Consider the following 20,300-nt stretch of genomic DNA (forward strand, 5'->3'; position numbering starts at 1 on the left):
ATGAAAGTTAGATATATAACAATACTTGTCATTTTATTGAATTTTGGATTGGTTAGTGGTCAGAGTACTACTTCAAGTCCAACAAATAACAATGTAGCATTGCCAAATTTCACTCCACCATCACCTCATTCGTTTGAGATGACCAAGTATGGAGATATCCCTGTTAATGAATTTACAGGGATGATCAATGCTAATATCCCAATTTATGAATATAAAGCTGGTAATTTAAGTTTACCTATTTCTCTAGAGTATTCCGGAAGTGGAGTTAAAGTAGACCAATCGTGTACTTGGACAGGAATAAACTGGGTGCTTCGATCTGGTGGTGTTATTACAAGAACAATAAATGATTTAGCCGATGAATTATACGGTCAATCTAACAGAATTGTCTTAGATAATATTCCAGCTAATTCAGGAGAAGATGGTACGGTAGCAGCCAATAATATTATTAATATTATTGAAAATCCTATGTTTGATAGTGAGGCTGATATTTTTAATTTCAACTTTAATGGTTTCTCAGGTAGTTTCTTCTTAGATAATAATTTTCAACCTACTTTGGTAAAAAATGATTCAGAATTAAAAATAACTATAGTAGGAACTTTATTAAATAATCAGGAGTTTATTATTACTACACCAGATGGTGTAAAATATTATTTCGGAGGTGCTAATGCTATTGAAACTGAAGTCGGAACAAGTGCAAACCCATGCTCTTCCTGTGGTATGGCTACAGCATATTATTTGACAAAAATTGAACATCCAGTAAATGGAACAATCTTGTTTGAATATGATGCAGGAGTTGGCGCAATAAATACAATAGCCAAATCGAGGAATTATGGCATTATGACATACTCAACTCAGACTAATTACGATTGTAGTCCACCTCCACTACCATCTGAAAAAACAGAAGAAATTGTTGTTACAACAAGACAAGGTGGTAGCAAATATTTGAAAAAAATATATAGTCCTGATACTCCATTTTATGTGGATTTTATGTCAGAAAATAAAAACTTAGGGAATTCTCATAAAATATTAAACAAAATAAATATTCAAAATGGATTATCAATTATAAAAGAAGTTGATTTTGAATATTTAGGATCTGATCAGTCTAGTTCTTTTAGTAAACGTTTTTTCTTAAGCAAAGTATCAATAAATAAGAATATTGCAATTATTAATGGGTTGCAAAATAAATATGAAGAATACAGTCTTGTTTATGATGATATAGAAGGTTTACCAGATAGGTTATCCTATGCTCAGGATTACTATGGATATTATAATGGTGAAGAAGATAATATTTCTTCATTACCACAATTGAATATTAATACTTTTAACAATTCTAACTACAATTACTTAACAGCAAAAAGGAAGCCTAATTTTCAATATGCAAAGAAAGGAACCTTAAAGAGAATTATATATCCAACAAAAGGGTTTACCGAGTTTGAATATGAAGGAATACCTGTTAAAGAAAAAGTGTATACTCATTACACAGGTAATGCAATACTTAGTACTACAGGTGCTGATTTAACAAATAATCATGTGCCAAGATATGACGTTGATTTTGAACATTGGTATAATTTAGATCCAATTTTTGAAGATCAGTTAGTAAATATTGAAGTTGTTCTATCAAGAGATAGTATTTGTGCTTTACCAAACCATAATTTAAAGACAAGACTAATAATTGAAGATTTATCTTCTCAAAGTAGTCAAACTAATATTACAACTTTTGATCAACAAATAGGTTACCAAGGAGGAACAGCAATATTTCCGTTTACATTCCTAAAAAACAAAAACTATAGGGTTAGTGTGATTTTTTTAAATACAACTTCCTATTGCACCTCTTCACCTCTAAATGTGAGATTTAATTTCGATTTATTTACAAGTTATAGAGTGGTAGATGGCAAAGGAGTTAGGGTTAAAAGAGTGATTGATAAAACGGCTCCTGATGTGGTTGCAACTGTAAAAAGATATTATTATGTTCCCGTAAATAAAGTAAATACTTATTTAAATCCAGAAAATGTCCCATTTGAATCTATACCAAGATTAATAACTTATGGAATGTCAAATTATCGTGGTAAACATAAATCAACGGATAATCCTGATGCAACTTGTGTTGTCAATTTTTGGACTGATCAAGCCTATTACAGTTATATCAACTCAAATGCAGTTCAAAATTCATTTTCTGCAACAGATGGAACGGTTTATCCATTTGTAACAATTAGTTATGGAGGTGATGATTTCGAAAATGGAGGCACACAAAAAATTTACAACAAAATTGTTCCTGAGATTGGAAATCAATTAAGCCCATTATCTGCACCTCAATATCCAACAGATATTTCAACAAATAGATTCTACAACAAATTAAACAATGAAAATATAATAAGTGGAGATTTAGTTCAAGAAATTGATTTTGAGAAACGAGGTACTAGGTATTACAAGAAAAAACAAAAAGATTATAATTATGAGAATATTGATCAAATAGTTAATAAATCATACATTAATATAGTAGGTAGAAAAGTATATGAAGTATTAGAGTTTTATAATGGTATAAATGACCCAATGATGATTTCTTCAAATTATTACATCAAAGCATATCTTACTAAATCATTTAACACTAAATTGAATTCTATTACTGAAAGTTATTATTTCAGTCAATGCGAAATGCCAAACTATAATTATGATTTTTATGGGTTGGAACAAGAACTATCATTTAATTTTTCTGATTACCCAGATCCTACTAATGTTAAGAAAGTAATTACAACTCAAAGTAATGTTTATGGAGCTTTGCGAGGTCTCCCAATTGAAACTACTGTCACTACAAGTGATAATAGTAGAATTTTAAAGACTAAAAACTATTATCCCACTGATGCAATTTCTTTAAGTGGGTTGACTAATAGTCAAGTACATGCTTACACTACTTTAGTAGATCAAAATCGTATTGCTTCACCAATTCAAGTTCAACAATATGAAAACAACGATTTGCTTTCTACACAACGTACTTTATATAATTCTTGGAACAATAATACTCAGATACTAACTGAAATAATCCAAACCTCTAAAGGCAATAATCCTTTGGAAGACAGAGTTGTTTTTTCTGAATACGACGTAAAGGGTAATCCTACTGTAGTCTCATTAAAAGATGGTACTAAAACCAAGTATTTTTATAATGCTTTAAATCAAGTAGTGGCAAAAGTTGAAAATTATTCTGCTATATTAAATATTCCAACACAGCCCAATTTAAGTAATGCCTGTGCTTTTATCACACAATATCCGCAAGCGTTGATTTCGGTTTATAATTATGACGCGGTCACTAATCAGATTTTAAGTATTGTGGCGTCTAATTGTAAAGTAATTTATTATGATTATGATGCCTCACATCAGTTAAAAGCCATTCGGGATAACGATGGCAATATCGTTCAAGAGTTTGACCGTAATTATAAACCACAAAACTAATAGCCATGAAGAAATTATTATATATTTTAGTTTTGTTTCCAATACTATCAATTGGACAAACACAGAGTCAAAATTATACTAAAGTTACTACGTATAAAAAACCAACAACTACTTCAATTTCTAATCCTGCTGATACTGTTGCCACAGTTCAAGTAACCTATTATGATGGATTGGGAAGACCTGTTCAATCGGTTGCAGGTAAACAATCTAATACAGGTAAAGACATTATTACCCATGTAGAATATGACCCATTTGGCAGACAAACTAAAGAGTATTTGCCCTATGTAAGTGCTAACGGAAGTTTAGCATTTGATAACAATGGACTCAGTAATACCTTGAATTATTCTGATGGAACTTCTGTTGGAATGTTACCTACCAACTATAATGGACAAAATCCTTACAGTCAAAAGTTTTTTGAAGCTTCGCCGCTTAATAGAGTATTAAAACAAGCAGCCCCAGGAGCTTCTTGGATTGGGCATGATACCGATGATAATGATCATACTATTAAGTTTGATTATCAAACCAATAATTCAAATGAGGTTAAAATGTTTAACGTTGTCCTTAGTTGGAATTCCTCAACCAATCTTTATGATAGTGCTTTAGTGGATAATGGTTATTATTTAGAAAACAAATTGTACAAAACCATTACCAAAGACGAAAATTGGGTTCAAGCAGATGGATTGAATAATACCACAGAAGAATTTAAAGATGTTCAGGGTAAGGTTGTCTTAAAACGAACGTACAACAGTAGTGTGGCTCATGAAACCTATTACATTTATGATAAATACGATAACCTAACCTATGTGATTCCTCCAAAAGTTGATTTGACTCAAGGCATTTCGCAAAATATACTAGACAATTTGTGTTATCAATACAAATACGATTATCGCAATAGATTAGTAGAAAAAAAACTACCTAGCAAACAATGGGAATACATAGTGTATGACAAATTAGACCGCGTGGTAGCTACTGGACCAGCTTTTACTCCATTTGGAGGAACAGATACAGGATGGTTAATCACTAAATATGATGTCTATGGAAGAGTAGCTTATACAGCGTGGTTGTATTATGATGTGCTAATGGAAAGCAAAACAAGATCAAATTATCAAAATAATTACAACCTCTACAATGCACAACTTTATGAAACTAAAACAGGTTCCAATATTGATTCTATTGTAAATATTTATTCAAGTAACGTTACTCCAACTAGTAACTATAAATTACTCACAATTAATTATTATGATGATTACTCATTTCTTGACTCCAGTATAACTCTTGCTCAAAGTGTTTATGGCGAACCTGTTTTATCAAATACCAAAGGCATAGCAACAGGCAGTTGGGTTAGAGTGCTTACCGATGAAAATGAAACAGGAGCCACACTATCGTATTTGCTTTATGATAATAAAGCTAGAACACTTGCAACTTACAGCCAAAACTATTTGGGTGGTTTTACCAATGTAGAAACTAAATATAATTTTGTAGGTCAAGTTTTATATGCTGTAACCTTACATAGAAAAGATAATGATTCTAATCAAGTAAAAGTTCGTGAAGAATTTGAATACACCCCACAAGGAAGATTACTAAAGCATTTCCATACGGTTAATGGTGGCGTTAAAGAACTGTTGTCTCACAATGTGTATGATGAATTAGGCAAACTCATCAGTAAAAATGTGGGTGGAACTGATGTTGTGAATTGTACTGGTTTGCAAAAAGTAGATTATGCCTACAATATCAGAGGTTGGCTAAAAAACATTAATGACATCAATAATCTAAATAATGCCAATGCACCGACGGATTTATTTGCTTTTAAGATCAATTATGATGAAGTAGATAATGATGTTTCGGGAAGTGTAAAAGCCCTATTTAATGGTAATATTTCGGAGACCTATTGGAGAACAAGTAGTGACAATGTAAGACGTAAATATGGGTACCAATACGATAATCTAAATCGCTTGACCAACTCGTTCTATCAAAAACCCGATGCTCCAGTTAGTATTACCAACAGTTACAACGAGAGTATGAGTTATGATAAAAACGGAAATATCATGAGTTTGCAACGCAATGGTGCCCTAGACGACCAACAGCAAACGTTGCGAATTGATAATTTAACCTATGCCTATCCGAATGATTCTAACCAGTTGGTTAAAGTAACCGATGTTACTATTGACCCCAATGGCTTTAATGATGATACCGCAACTGATCCTCTAGATTCTAATGATGATTATAAATATGATAGTAATGGTAACATGAAAATAGACACAAATAAAGGTATTGAAAATATAGTGTATAATCATCTAAACTTGCCGACTGAAATAGATTTTGGAGCCAAAGGAATTATTCATTACTTTTACGATGCAACAGGTAGAAAATTGCGAAAAGTAGTAAACGATACCATTCATGGTGAAGTACTAACTGATTATTTGGATGGATTTCAGTATAAAGACAAAGGATTGCAATTTTTCCCTACAGCTGAAGGCTATGTAAACATATCACACATTCGTTATAAAAACAATAAATTTGAAATTATCCCTATTGAAACCGAAGACGATGTCTTTAATTATGTGTACAACTACACTGATCATTTGGGAAATATTCGTATGAGCTATGGTATCGATCCAAGCAACGGCGTTCTTAAAGTTGTTGAAGAAAATCATTACTATCCTTTTGGGCTTAAACACAGTAATTATAATAGCGACATCAAAGCTTATGTTAAGGAGGAGGAAGAAATGAAAATGAAGATTATACCAGTAGGTAGTAGTTCGATATTGACCAGTTTCAATTATAAATACAACGGTAAGGAATGGCAGAATGAGATTGAGTTAAACATGTATGATTATGGTGCACGGAATTATGACCCTGCATTGGGAAGATGGATGAATTTGGATAATTTGGCAAGTATGTATCCAGATAAATCTCCTTATAATTATGCTTTTGATAACCCTGTTAATATGCTTGATCCTGATGGGAACTTTGTCATAAGTGCTGCTTTTGCGAAAAAATATCCTAATATAACAAAATATATAAAAAATAACCTTAAATCTGACATAATGAAGAATAAGGTTATTAAAGAAGCACTATTTAATAACACAAGAGAATATGGACATGCGGATAGACCGGGGAATTTAACTGAAAAAGTTTTAGCAGAAATTTTAACAAATGGGAAAGGTCCAAATATTGTGTCAAAAAAACAGCCTGGAGGCTTGCTTGAGGCTAATGGCTACACTAACATGCAAACTAACAGCATTGAATTAAACGAAGCAACTTTGAAATATGTTGAAGACATCTTAAGTTCGCAAGATAGTGATTGTAATGTACAAGATAAACTAAAAGCTTATTTAGGATTATATATGTTGATAATTCATGAAATGGGTCATTATGGAGATGAAATGGATGGTCTTCATGATGGTGGTAGTGACATGCGTGAAACAGGTGATGCAATTGAGTTTGCAATATGGCTTAGAGATAAAAATGGTGAAGCATACTTAGGATCAACAAACAAATTCGATCCAGAAGTTACGGAACAAATAATTGAGGAAAAACCTAAAGAACTTATGCCAACTCCAATAATTGAACAAAATAACAATAAACACAACTAGTATATGAAAAAAATATTTTTTATTTTCTCAATGATTGTTATATCATATTTTCAATCAAATACATCATTAAATGATAATGACAAATTACTTAAATGTGTATTTTCAGAAAAATTTGAGAAACATTATTCTATTTGTAATAAAAAAACGGATACAATATATTTATATAATAATTTAAATTTATTTAATGATTTACCTATCTTAAAATTGAGATGTAATAAATTTTTAAAAATAATTAATAAACCTATAAAACTAGATTTAAATAATCCAAGCTTGAAAAGAGAAGATAAGTTGGTTTTATATAAATATGATGTTGTCGATAGAAAATCTAAATTTTATTTTATTGATTCTGGTTCAAACTCAACTTTAACTTTTACATTAAACAGTAAAAATAAAATTATTAAATGTGAAACTGGTGCTTTTTAAAATTAGTAATAATATGTCAACAGAGAATATTTAAAAGTTATTGATAATCAAAATTTAAAATTGTAAAAACTAATTGAATTGCAGATTATACTGCAACTTATCCCGCTGAAAAACATGAATTTGCATTGAAGTATTAATTTAAATAAAATTTCTAATTTTTTTTGAAAGATTTTTTGGCTGATCTAAAAAATAACAAAGTTAAATCTTTTAGTTCATCAATTAAATAGCAAAGAATACCAATAGTATTCAAATAGCAGTAATTTCTTTAACTTTTCTAATTGTTTTTATTTAATATCTTAATTAAAGGCAAAATGTTAGAATCTGTTCAGAATTAATCTTTGATATATTTTATCATAGAAAATATAACTTAGTTTGAAATTTAAAAAGTTTATTTATTACTAGTAAATGAAAAGAGTATAAAGTCTATAAAAGTATTAGACAAATTATGTTTTTAGTTTAAAATCAAAAAAAAATCATATTACAGTATCAAATTATAAAATATATTTATGTGGAGTGATAATGAAACATCCGAAGACCTTTTAGGATTTAAAGTACACGCAAATTTATTAATTGATGTTGTGAAAGACGATAGTATTTTGCCTATTAGTATTGGTGTATTCGGAGATTGGGGTAGCGGAAAATCGAGCATTTTACAGATTATTAAAGATAAGTTTGACGAAAAGGACAATAGTGATAATTTCATAGAAAATGAAACTCTTTGTATTTATTTCAATGGTTGGACATTTGAGGGATATGATGATGCAAAAGCGGCATTATTAAATGCTATTTTAAAAGAATTAGAAAACAACAAGAAATTAGCAGAAAATGTAAAAGAAGCTGTAAAAGAAAAAGCTAAAAAATTATGGGAGTCAATTGACTGGATGAGAGGAGCTGGAATGGTTTTAAAAAATGTTGCATTACCTGCAGTTTCAGCTTATTTTACTGGTGGTTTAAGTTTGCTTCCTTTTGCATATCAAAAATTGTCCGAATGGGGAGCAGATAGTCCTGAAAAATTAATTGAAAAATTACAATCAGATGAGGGTAAAGAGTTTTTTAAATCTCTTACAAAAGATGATATAGAAGCTGATAAAAAAGACAAAACTAATGCAGTTGCAGAATTCAGAAATGATTTTATTGAATTATTAGACGCTACAAAATTCAAAAGATTAGTTGTTATAATTGATGATTTAGATAGATGCACTCCTGAAAGAATTATTGAGAACCTTGAAGCAGTTAAATTATTTTTAAATGTTCCAAAAACTGCCTTTATTATTGGTGCAGACCCAAGAATAGTTAAACACGCAATTGAACATAAATACAAAAACAATAGTCAAATTGAAGAGGACAACAATAGAATTATTGATGACTATTTAGAAAAATTGATTCAACTCCCTTATTCATTACCAAAATTATCTGAACCCGAAGTTGAAACTTACATTTCGATGCTAATTTGTAAAAGAGAATTAGACGAAACCTCTTTCAAAATGGTTCATTCAGAATTCCAAAAATTTAGAATAACTGATAGATATTCTGCATTTGGTTTGACAAATTTTGAAAAAATTTTACAAAAGGTTGATTTTGACAAGGTGAAAGCAAATGTTATTACAATTCCTTCATTAGTACCGTTAATTACTCAAAGTTTATATGGAAATCCAAGACAAATAAAGAGATTTCTTAATACTTATACTTTAAGACAAAGATTAGCAGATGTGGCATCATTAAGTAATTTTAATGATGCCATATTAGCTAAACTTATGATTTTAGAATATTCAGAATTAAAACTTTTCAAACAATTATTTGAATGGCAGATAAATCAAGATGGATTACCTGACGAAATAAAAGAAATAGAGAAACACTGTATTGACAAAACAAGTGAAGAAAGTTTATCAAATTTAAAATCTGATTTTAATGATTGGTGTAAGCCTAAAGTTATAAAATGGATTCAGGTAGAGCCACAATTATCTCAAATTGATTTAAGGGATTATTTTTGGATTTCAAGAGATAAAATAGGAAGTTCTATAACTGCTTCAAGTATAGTTCCACAAATCGTAAAAAAATTATTTAACGAATTACTCATTGATGGAATGACACCATCTGTTACAAAAAGTTTGATTCAAAAACAGTTTATGCAATTTACTGAAATTGAAAAAGAGAGTTTCTTTCTATTATTAAGTGGTAATTTGAAGAAGAACCAAAAGGAAAAAAGATATTATGATATTTTTAATTGCATGATGGATGAAAATATTGATAACACACCATATTACTATATGGAGTCATTAAAAGTAATTGATTCCTCTAATATTGAAGCAGCTATTGGGTTAGCTTTACAGGCTTATAGTAATCGTCCTACATTTGGAGAATTTCTTACGAGTTATTTTAAAGATGGGAAAAGCAAAGCAAGTAAAGCATTTAAAATAAAAAAATAGTATGGGTACATCAAAATCATTTTCAGATGCAAATAAATCAATGATTCCTAATTGGGGAGATTTGAGTTCTGCTATGACAACCAGTTGCGATTCTTCAACTTTACAAACACCAAAATTACAAGGAATACTTAAAAATTTTGTAAATGTTCTTGGAGGAGCTACAAAAGCAGGCAGAGGAGGTTCAAAAATAGGTGGAAAAGGAGGAATTAAAACTGCAAAAAAATTAGGTGGTTTATTTTCTACATTTACTGGTTCAGGATACAATATTAGAGAAACTCTACAGTCAACAGGTCTAACGGATATCGAAAACAAATCTGTTGCAGATATAATTAATCATTTAATCGAATATTGTTCAGGAACAGCTTCAACTATTGATGAAAATGCAGCTAAAGAAGCATCAAGATTATTATTTGAAGAATTAATAGCTGATGCAGATTCAATTGATGAAATTCAGGTTAATTTATCCAATGAATTTAATTCTCATTCCTCCGAAGAAATAATAATCAAATATTTTGGATATTACATTAATGAATTACTATCTAAATGGTTTTATGAGAAACTTATTAAAGATAAAAACGAAGCAGATTGTAATAGTTTATTTCGACAAATTAAAAATTTCATTATTGAAAGGGTTGGCGGTATTCAAAAAAACAGGCTTCTGCAAAATATTGATTGGAGTTCAAATGAAGCGGATAATTTAATAAAAGATATTCAACAAGATATTTTAACAGTATTTGAATAATTATGAAAGTAACAGTAGAAATAGTTGAAGCAGAATATGGTAATTTTTCAGATATAAAACTTTGTTATAAAAATTCTGCTAATGTTGACAGTAAAATATCCTTAGTTTTTAATCAATATGTAAAAGTATTCGATTTTACTAATGATTTTAGAAGCGTAAAATTTGATTTTTTCTTGATTTCTGCAATTGTATATGGTGTAGATAATTTATTTAACAGAGAGATTTACTCTTACGATGGTTGGGCTAGAGAATTAGAGGTTGAATTTCCAGTTTATAATTTATCTAATTGGCAGGGTAATGAAAATTTATTAGAGCAAATATTAAATTTTTTAACTGGAGACAATTGGAGTATCACATTTACTAAGAATATAGAAAGGAATTATTTTATTCCTAAAAAAGGAAGGTGGAAAAGAAATATTAATAGTTATGAAAAAGAAAAAATTAAATCTGTTAGTCTGTTTTCAGGTGGATTAGATTCATTAATTGGAGTTATTGACGAATTAGAGAAATTAGGAAATGATGAGAAAATGTTATTTGTATCTCATTTCGATTATAAGTCATCTGGACCAAATGGAGATCAATCAAAATTGTATAACTATCTAAAAGAAAAATATATTGATAAAATATACTGGATACAATCCAAATTAGCATTAAATCGTAAAAACGAAAATTTTGAAAATGTTAAAGTAGAAAATAATTATAGAAGTAGATCTTTATTCTTTATCGGATTGGGATGTTATTTGAGTACGACGAATAAATTAATAATTCCTGAGAATGGTACAATTTCAATAAATTATCCATTGACACCTTCAAGAGTAAGTTCTTTGAGCACAAGAACGACACATCCGTTTGTGATTGATAATATACAAAAACTTCTAAATAATTGTGGTTTAAGTATGATTATCGAAAATCCTTATACATCTAAAACCAAAGGAGAAATGTTTACTAATTGTACAAATCAAAATGTCCTAAATGGAATTTATGAAAAGTCTGTTTCTTGTGGCAAAAGAGGAAGAAAACAACACTGGGCAATAAAAATTGGTACTGAACAGTGTGGAAAATGTATGCCATGTATTTATAGGAGAGCGGCTTTAAATAAAGCTAATTTAGACACCCAATTATACGGAAACAACATACTTACAGTTAGTTCATTAACAAATGATTTGCCAGCATTATTTAGTTTTTTAAATCGACAAATCAGTATTGAACAAATGAAAAGAGATTTATTAATAAATGGAAGTATTTCCTTAGAAAACTTAACAGAATATTCTGAAATGGTTTTAAGATCTAAAGATGAAGTTTTACAGTTATTTAGAGATAAAGGAAATGAATTTGTTAAATCTCAATTAAGGCAAATATGATAATAGACACCCATTGCCATATTGATATGTACCCAAATCCTATTCAGGTTTTAAATGAATGTGAAAAAAGAGGAGTTACTGTAATAAGTATGACCAGTCTACCAAGTCATTTTGAATTAGGTTATAATCACTTTATCAGTAAAAAAAAAGTAAGACAGGCTCTTGGTTTCCATCCGTTGATTATAAAAAAATATGATGCTGACGAGATATTGAAATTTGAAAAATTAATAAATAAAACCTCGTATATTGGCGAAATTGGATTAGACTTTTCACGAGAGGGAATAAATACGAAAGAATTGCAGATTCAAGTTTTCAAAAAAATTCTTGAGATTATTAAAAATAATGTTTCAAGTAAAATTTTAAGTTTGCATTCAAGAGGTGCAGAGAAAGAAGTTTTAAGCTACCTGATAGATCACAATATAAAATATGCAATATTTCATTGGTATTCAGGAAACGTTGGAGATGTTGAAAATATTTTGAAAGCAGGGTATTATTTTTCAATCAATACATCAATGATTAAGTCAAAAAAAGGGGGTAACATTATAAGTAAATTACCTTTGAACAGGATATTAATAGAGAGCGATGGACCATATATCGATAACAAAGGTAAACCAATTTACCCTTATGATTTAATTGAAGTTTATAATTATTTAGCACAAAAAAACAATATTTCTATAGATGAGATTATAAGTACAGTTAAAGCCAATTTCTTTGGTTTAATAGCTAATATTAATAAAGTCTAAATTATTTATTTTTAAATTTTTAGCTTTAAATATATTTTGTTTTCAAGTGACTTTCCCTATTATACTATAACAAATTTCAAGCTACATCTTCTTGAAACTATACGAATCATCGTATAACAAAATTGTTTTCTTGGTGTGAGTTGCTAATTCGGAAGTTATTATTTCCACTAAGATAATTTCTTGCTAAACTTAAAAGTGAATTTGCCATAAAATTAGAAATTGTGTCAAATATTTGTTAGTGGCTGGACTTTAAAATTCATCTATAATTTCTACGGTCTGTTGAGCAAATGGGCTTTCATCAATTAACATCTGTAAAACACGCCTAAAATTATTCAATTCACGTTGCTCAATTACTTCTTGAATTTTAGTCCTGCCTTTATATCCTTTTTCTAGGATTAATTCTATCGCATCATCTATTCCAGTTAACGTACTAGGCATATCATAAAGAATAGCTGTAGGAGCTGAGTTTGGATCAATTTGAAACCATGAAGGATGTTTCCTAAATTCTGTGACTAATGAGTTTTCGACAAATCCATTTCTCTTGTAGAAAAGGCTTGCTTTCTCACGAACCCTTCCCTTTAGATTTTCTGGAACGACAATTTTTAGTTTAAAATCTGTGTATGTAACTCCATCTATGACAAGTGGGTTTGCTTTTTGTGCGCTCTCAACTAATTCTTTTACAAAATTTTTATAGTAACCTATTGCCAACGCTGTAGTTGGATAAAGACTTATGTGTCCAAGTTCATAATGTTCTGCTATTGTTCTTGAATATGCTTCAGTTGCAAGTTTAATAGTAGAATCATCATCTGGATCAAATCTTGGCATATATATTCCATTGAAATCAGTTGGTAATTTTATGCCATCTTCAACAAGTAAAAAAGATTTATGTTTTCCCATTGCACCTAGAAATAATGCCATTTCTAAAATTACATTATCTCGTGCTTCAATCACGATCTTATCGTTTGTCAAAGTCAAATCATCGGAAGTAGCTACAAAAACTCCGAAATCGAAATACGAAGCCATTCTTAACAAATTATCAAAAGTACTTTTATTAGCTTCCCATATATTTGGATTTTCCCAAATGAAACAATCACCAATAGAAGATAAATTATTACTAACTTTTTTTGCAACAGGCAACCCTGCTTTTGAGGAGCCTATAAATATTTTTGGTTTTAAATCAGTCATAGTAAATAATGTTTAATAAGTTAAAATTGCACGCTTGATGATCGGACTGCTCAAAATTTCCTTTGCAGAATCTTCGATTAAGGAATCTAAATCCGATTTAAGCTTTCTTAGTTCAGGCAATAAAGTATCATCCTCAAGTGGATTTTCTAAACCATTCGGACTAGTCACTGATTTTCTGTAATTACTGTTAATTATCAAATTTTGTAATTCTTTAGATATCTCTTGAGCTATTTTCAGTTCCTCTCCAATTGAATAATTTATTAAAACATTTTCAATTGAATGAACTATTGTAGTCAAATGAAAACTAGATAGATTAATTCTAGTGTCGGAATCTGCTTTAAGATTTTTTAATAAACGAATACCTCTGCGTGATCCATCTGATGTTGTATCGCCTTTGTGATTAACATTATTTATTGTTGCAAAAGGAAAATCTTTTAACTTGGTCTTTGTTGGAAATTTATATAAATAAACTCCCCGGTAATGTTCATTATTTGTTTCATTATATTTATTAGAATGATACCAAAAACAGAATACAATATCTACTTTTCGATTTAGTGATTTATTAAAAATTGAAATACTCTTTTCTCCTGAATCGTCTACTTCATCGTAAATATTTTTTAAGATTTTGATGGCTTGTTTTCTAAGTTCTATTATGTCCTCATTGGGGTCAGAACTTGTATAAGTATTATTTGGGTCAGGTTCTTGTGGATAATGATAACGATCAATTATTACTAATAAATCAAAATCACTATGTACTTTTATATTTGTTCGTGTTCTAACTGAACCTTGAGTTCGATAAGCTCTTTTGAAATGTAAATCGAATCCATTCTCTAGGTGATTTTGAACTCTTTGTGCTGCTTCAATAGTTTTTTCGTTATACTTACTATCAATTGGTCTCATAGATTCTACCATATACTTAACGTTATCAGGTATGTCTTTTGAACTAAAAGATTTCGAAATTAGAGATTCATTTAATTCTCTGTCAAATTTTCTTGCTTGTAAGTTTGCAAGTCTCTGTGTGTAATTTTGTATTGCCATATATGTTTGATTTTTAGAAAGTTTTAACAATTGTTATGCCTAAAAAACCAATATGCCATTCTGTCATTTTGCAGATTTGATTTAATCTTACCACTAACTGTATTAGGTAAGTATTAGTGTATCTTTTGATTTAGTTAAAAGCCAATAAAAATTAATAATCATTGCTAAATAGTATATTTAAGAAATTGAACCTTAATTTTGAAAATATTAAAAAACTTATTGAATTATGTCTTTACAAAGGGAGGCAGTGTGAATAATTGAAAAGTATCAATTTAAAAGTTTATTTATTAGATAAAAGCTAGTTTATTATAAAAAATAAATAACAATAAGTTTAAAAAAGCTAGTATTAGGACTATGAAAAATTCTATATTTTTTTAGATTCCAATGCTATTTATATTTTATAAGTTCGAGTATGTTTTTAAAATTATTAAAATTTTTATTATTAACTCTAAATAGAAGATACTTTAAAGTATATTGTTTCAAAATATTAAAATAATTTTATCCAAATACAAATCATGGATTTAATTTGTATTATTTAAATTCGTTGACTAAATGTTTTCTAAAAGTGCTATAAATTCAATAAAATAAATGAATTTACAATTCCAATCAGGGCTAATAAGTCAGCTTTTTGAACTTTTGTTAATAACTAAAATTCATAAATTATTTTGTAAATTGTACTTTTGAACAAAGTCAAAACAATCCTTTTCTTGATATTGATTTTTGCAATTGACATTGATTTTTGTAAAGTATGTATTTAATTTTCGACACCGAAACTACCGGATTACCTAAAAGCTGGGCTGCCCCAATTTCCGATACCGACAATTGGCCAAGATGTATTCAAATTGCTTGGCAATTGCACGACGAAATGGGAAACCTTATCGAACATCAAGATTATTTGGTCCAACCAGACGGGTTTAATATTCCATACGATGCTGAACGCATTCACGGAATTTCAACCGAATTAGCACAGCAAAACGGAATTCAACTCAAAGAAATGTTGGAAAAATTCAACATCGCTTTGTCGAAGGCAAAATATATTGTTGGACAAAACGTAGGTTTCGACGTAAACATAATGGGTTGCGAATTCTACCGAATGGGAATTAGTTCTCCGATGTCGCAAATGCCTGTTCTCGATACGTGTACCGAAGTTACCGCATCACTTTTAAAATTGCCTGGTGGACGCGGTGGAAAATTCAAATTACCAACATTAACCGAATTACATCGATATCTTTTCAACGAACCATTTGCAGAAGCTCACAACGCCACTGCCGACGTTGAAGCTACAACGCGTTGTTTCTTAGAGTTAATTCGTACTGAAATTTTCACCAAAGAAGAACTTGATGTAACACCCGAATATTTCGAAGATTTTCAACTGAAAAACCCAAGGTCGATTCAGTTAATTGGTCTAAAACACATCAACCTCAAAGAAGCTTCAGGCCAAATTAGAAAGAAACTTCAAAAGGTTGAAAACGAAACCGTTCAAACCGCAATTTCCGACGAAGATAAACGCGATTTCAAGCATTCTAAATTTGCTCATTTACACAATCATACGCAGTTTTCGGTACTCCAATCTACCATTGGAGTTCCAGCTTTAGTTTCGGCAGCAGCCAAAAATAAAATGACCGCAGTTTCCATGACCGATACCGGAAATATGATGGGTGCTTTTCATTTTGTAAGTGCGGTTATGAATCATAACAAAGCTGTAAAATCCAAAATTGAAGCAGCAATTGCAAATGGTGAAGAGCCAGAAGATGCTGAAATCAAACCCATTGTAGGTTGCGAATTTAACATTTGTGACAATCATAAAGATAAATCCAAAAAAGACAACGGTTATCAAGTGGTTTTTCTTGCCAAAAACAAAAAAGGCTATCATAATTTGGCAAAAATGGCATCCATTGCCTACATCGATGGGTTTTATTACGTGCCAAGAATTGACAGAACTGTTGTTGAAAAATACAAAGAAGATATCATTGTTTTATCCGGAAATTTATATGGTGAAATTCCGAGTAAAATTTTAAATATTGGGGAAAACCAAGCCGAAGAAGCACTAATTTGGTGGAAAGAACAATTTGAAGATGATTTTTATTTAGAAATCATGCGCCACAATCAAGAAGATGAAAATCGGGTAAATAAAACCTTAATTGAATTTTCGCAAAAGCATAAAGTAAAATTAGTTGCTACCAATAATACCTACTACGTAAATAAGGAAGATGCGAATGCACACGATATTTTGTTGTGTGTAAAAGATGGTGAAAAGCAAGCAACACCAATAGGTCGCGGTCGCGGTTACCGCTACGGATTGCCCAATCAGGAATATTATTTCAAGTCGGAAGACGAAATGAAAAAATTATTTCAAGATTTGCCGGAAGCCATTATAAACGTTCAAGAAATTATCGATAAAGTAGAAACGTACTCGTTATATAGAGATGTTCTGCTCCCAAAATACGGAATTCCAGAGGAATTTATAAATCCAGAAGATGCTATTGATGGCGGAGTTCGCGGTGAAAATGCCTATTTGCGTCATTTAACTATGAATGGTGCCCAAAAACGTTATGGCGAAATTACTCCAGAAATTCAAGAACGATTGGATTTTGAATTGCTCACCATTTCCAATTCGGGTTATCCAGGTTATTTTTTAATTGTACAAGATTTCATTGCCGAAGCCCGAAAAATGGATGTTTCCGTTGGGCCAGGTCGTGGTTCGGCCGCAGGTTCAGCGGTGGCATATTGTCTTGGAATTACCAATATAGACCCTATTAAATACGATTTGCTTTTTGAGCGTTTTCTAAATCCAGATAGGGTTTCGATGCCCGATATTGATATCGACTTCGACGATGAAGGTCGTGGTCGCGTTATGGATTATGTAATCAAAAAATATGGTGCCAATCAAGTAGCGCAAATCATTACTTATGGTAAAATGGCCACCAAATCAGCCATTCGTGATACGGCTCGTGTACTAGATTTACCATTGTTTGAAGCGGATAGAATTGCTAAATTGATTCCAGGAATGATGCCGTCTAAATGGAATTTAGCACGATTTATTTCTGAAAAAGAAGAAGATGTTAAAAAAGCGCTTCGTTCAGATGAATTTGATAAAGTAAAAGAATTAATTGCAATTGCTAAAGAAGGCGATTTAGCAGGAGAAACCATCCAACAAGCAAAGGTTTTAGAAGGTTCGCTTCGAAATACCGGAATTCACGCCTGTGGTGTTATCATTACGCCAGACGATATTACCAATTTCGTTCCGGTTACTACTGCCAAAGATTCTGAATTATATGTAACCCAATTTGATAACTCTGTTGCCGAAAGTGCCGGATTATTAAAAATGGACTTCTTGGGTTTGAAAACCCTTACGTTGATAAAAGATACTGTAAAACTAGTAAAATATCGAACTGGAATCGAGCTCAATCCTGATGAATTTCCAATTGATGATGTTCAAACTTATGAGCTATTTCAAAGAGGTGAAACTGTTGGGATTTTTCAATATGAATCACCTGGAATGCAAAAATACTTGCGGGATTTAAAACCAACAGTTTTTGGCGATTTAATTGCCATGAATGCATTGTATCGTCCTGGACCATTGGAATATATTCCTTCCTTCGTTCGCAGAAAAAATGGTGAAGAAGAAATAAAATACGATTTAGATGCCTGCGAAGAATACCTTGGGGAAACCTATGGAATTACCGTTTATCAAGAGCAAGTAATGCTTTTGTCGCAATCGTTAGCCAATTTTTCTAAAGGTGATGCCGACGTTTTACGTAAAGCTATGGGTAAAAAAGACCGAGCAACGTTGGATAAAATGAAACCAAAATTTGTCGAACAAGCTGCTGCTAAAGGGCATGATGCTACTATTCTAGAAAAAATTTGGAAAGATTGGGAAGCTTTTGCAAGTTATGCTTTCAACAAATCACACTCAACCTGTTATGCTTGGATTGCCTATCAAACGGCTTATCTAAAAGCACATTATCCTGCCGAGTATATGGCTGCTGTTTTGTCCAATAATATGAATGACATTAAGCAAGTTTCGTTCTTTATGGAAGAATGTAAACGAATGGGGTTAAAGGTTCTTGGACCCGACGTGAATGAATCATTTTATAAATTTACTGTAAACAATGATTACGCAGTTCGTTTCGGAATGGGTGCGGTAAAAGGAGTAGGAGCCAATGCAGTGGATACTATTGTTCAAAACAGAAAAGACGCACCCTATAAATCCATTTTTGATTTAGCAAAGAAAATCGACCTTCGGGCCGCGAATAAAAAAGCTTTTGAAAGTTTGGCTTATGCTGGCGGATTTGATTGTTTTCCAGATGCACATCGAGCACAATATTTTCATATTGAAGGCGAAGGCATTACATTTTATGAAAAAGCCATGCGTTATGGTTCGAAGTTTCAAGAAAATGAAAATTCGTCGCAAGTGAGTTTGTTTGGTGAAACTAGCGATGTTCAAATTGCGGAGCCTGTGGTGCCACCATGTGAAGAATGGAGCACGATGGAGAAATTAGCCAAAGAAAAAGAAGTGGTTGGAATTTACATTTCGGGTCATCCTTTAGACGATTATCGATTTGAAATGAAGCATTTTTGCAATGTCCGATTAGCGCATTTAAAGGGTATTGAAAGTCTTGTAGGTAAAACATTAACATTTGGCGGTATTGTGACTAATGTGCAGTATCGAACTGGGAAAAATGGTAAAGATTGGGCCATGTTTACTTTGGAAGGATATGATGAAAGTCACGACTTCAGAATTTTTGATGAAGAATATCTAAAGTTCCGACATTTCCTAGTAAATAATCAGTTTATCTACTTTAAAATCAATGTAAAAGACGGTTGGGTGAATCGAGAAACAGGCAAAAAATCCGATCCAAGAATTACGTTTCAAGACGCTAAATTACTGGCAGATGTGTTGCCAACATTTGCAAAAAAGTTGGCCATTCAATTGGATATTTATGATTTGCATCAAAATTTGATACAAAAATTAAGCGAGGTTTTCAAAGCCAATACTGGGGAAAATCAAGTGAGTTTTGAAGTGATGGAAATTGAAAGAGTTAAAAAAGTACCTGAAATTCCAATCGAAGTAGTTGCGCCAAAAATGGAACTTCCAATCGAAAATGATAGCGATTTAGAAGACGATAATTTGGATGTTGAAACCGAATTAGAGGAAGAGGATATGGCTCCTGATGTTTCTGAAGAAACCGAGCAAAATAGAGTCGTTACCCGATTAGCAATGCCTAGTAGAAAGTTGAAAATCAAAATTTCAAAAGAGCTTTTAGAAGAATTGGAAAAGTTACAAATCAATTTTAAACTCAATTAATCAATTAAAACAATTAAAAAATAACTAAAAGTAA

General features: G+C 30.9%; 10 protein-coding genes. 8 read left to right on the forward strand and 2 right to left on the reverse strand.

Annotation, left to right across the window (positions count from 1 at the left end):
* From ACODSI_RS13315 to qatD, 7 genes are all read left to right on the forward strand, one after another.
* Positions 1–3,444, forward strand: a complete 3,444-nt coding sequence (locus ACODSI_RS13315; protein WP_488917351.1) for an RHS repeat domain-containing protein — start codon at positions 1–3, stop codon at positions 3,442–3,444.
* A gap of 5 nt (positions 3,445–3,449) precedes the next feature.
* Entirely contained in the window at positions 3,450–7,040 is a 3,591-nt protein-coding gene (locus ACODSI_RS13320; protein ID WP_488917352.1) for a DUF6443 domain-containing protein, read from the forward strand.
* 3 nt (positions 7,041–7,043) lie between these two features.
* Positions 7,044–7,463, forward strand: coding sequence for a hypothetical protein (locus ACODSI_RS13325; protein ID WP_488917353.1), 420 nt, complete (start codon positions 7,044–7,046; stop codon positions 7,461–7,463).
* 506 nt (positions 7,464–7,969) lie between these two features.
* On the forward strand, positions 7,970–9,889 hold the full coding sequence (locus ACODSI_RS13330; RefSeq protein WP_488917354.1) for a KAP family P-loop NTPase fold protein: 1,920 nt from the start codon (positions 7,970–7,972) through the stop codon (positions 9,887–9,889).
* Between the two features lies 1 nt (position 9,890).
* Positions 9,891–10,631 (forward strand): hypothetical protein, encoded by a 741-nt coding sequence (locus ACODSI_RS13335; RefSeq protein ID WP_488917355.1) that lies wholly within the window; start codon positions 9,891–9,893, stop codon positions 10,629–10,631.
* 2 nt (positions 10,632–10,633) lie between these two features.
* Complete coding sequence (gene qatC, locus ACODSI_RS13340; protein ID WP_488917356.1) at positions 10,634–11,992, forward strand: Qat anti-phage system QueC-like protein QatC; 1,359 nt, start codon at positions 10,634–10,636, stop codon at positions 11,990–11,992.
* Entirely contained in the window at positions 11,989–12,735 is a 747-nt protein-coding gene (qatD, locus tag ACODSI_RS13345) for a Qat anti-phage system TatD family nuclease QatD (protein ID WP_488917357.1), read from the forward strand. The genes qatC and qatD overlap by 4 nt, the downstream gene beginning before the upstream one ends.
* Before the next feature lie 249 nt (positions 12,736–12,984).
* On the opposite strand, the gene ACODSI_RS13350 is transcribed toward qatD, so the two are convergent.
* A complete protein-coding gene (locus ACODSI_RS13350; protein ID WP_488917358.1) occupies positions 12,985–13,920 on the reverse strand; it encodes an STING domain-containing protein in 936 nt (311 codons plus the stop codon).
* A 12-nt stretch (positions 13,921–13,932) separates the two neighbouring features.
* Positions 13,933–14,958 carry a nucleotidyltransferase family protein gene (locus tag ACODSI_RS13355; RefSeq protein ID WP_488917359.1) on the reverse strand — a complete coding sequence of 342 codons (1,026 nt, stop codon included), beginning with the start codon at positions 14,956–14,958 and terminating at the stop codon, positions 13,933–13,935.
* Between the two features lie 748 nt (positions 14,959–15,706).
* Here ACODSI_RS13355 and dnaE point away from each other — a divergent pair.
* Entirely contained in the window at positions 15,707–20,266 is a 4,560-nt protein-coding gene (dnaE, locus tag ACODSI_RS13360) for a DNA polymerase III subunit alpha (protein WP_488917360.1), read from the forward strand.
* Positions 20,267–20,300 lie beyond the last annotated feature (34 nt).

The sequence above is a fragment of the Flavobacterium sp. FG139 genome, from assembly GCF_057809695.1.

Excerpts from the sequence above, each read along its gene's own strand:
- ACODSI_RS13315 (WP_488917351.1), top strand. The coding sequence starts at position 1 with ATGAAAGTTAGATATATAACAATACTTGTCATTTTATTGAATTTTGGA.
- ACODSI_RS13320 (WP_488917352.1), top strand. The coding sequence starts at position 3,450 with ATGAAGAAATTATTATATATTTTAGTTTTGTTTCCAATACTATCAATT.
- ACODSI_RS13325 (WP_488917353.1), top strand. The coding sequence starts at position 7,044 with ATGAAAAAAATATTTTTTATTTTCTCAATGATTGTTATATCATATTTT.
- ACODSI_RS13330 (WP_488917354.1), top strand. The coding sequence starts at position 7,970 with ATGTGGAGTGATAATGAAACATCCGAAGACCTTTTAGGATTTAAAGTA.
- ACODSI_RS13335 (WP_488917355.1), top strand. The coding sequence starts at position 9,891 with ATGGGTACATCAAAATCATTTTCAGATGCAAATAAATCAATGATTCCT.
- qatC (WP_488917356.1), top strand. The coding sequence starts at position 10,634 with ATGAAAGTAACAGTAGAAATAGTTGAAGCAGAATATGGTAATTTTTCA.
- qatD (WP_488917357.1), top strand. The coding sequence starts at position 11,989 with ATGATAATAGACACCCATTGCCATATTGATATGTACCCAAATCCTATT.
- ACODSI_RS13350 (WP_488917358.1), bottom strand. The coding sequence starts at position 13,920 with ATGACTGATTTAAAACCAAAAATATTTATAGGCTCCTCAAAAGCAGGG.
- ACODSI_RS13355 (WP_488917359.1), bottom strand. The coding sequence starts at position 14,958 with ATGGCAATACAAAATTACACACAGAGACTTGCAAACTTACAAGCAAGA.
- dnaE (WP_488917360.1), top strand. The coding sequence starts at position 15,707 with ATGTATTTAATTTTCGACACCGAAACTACCGGATTACCTAAAAGCTGG.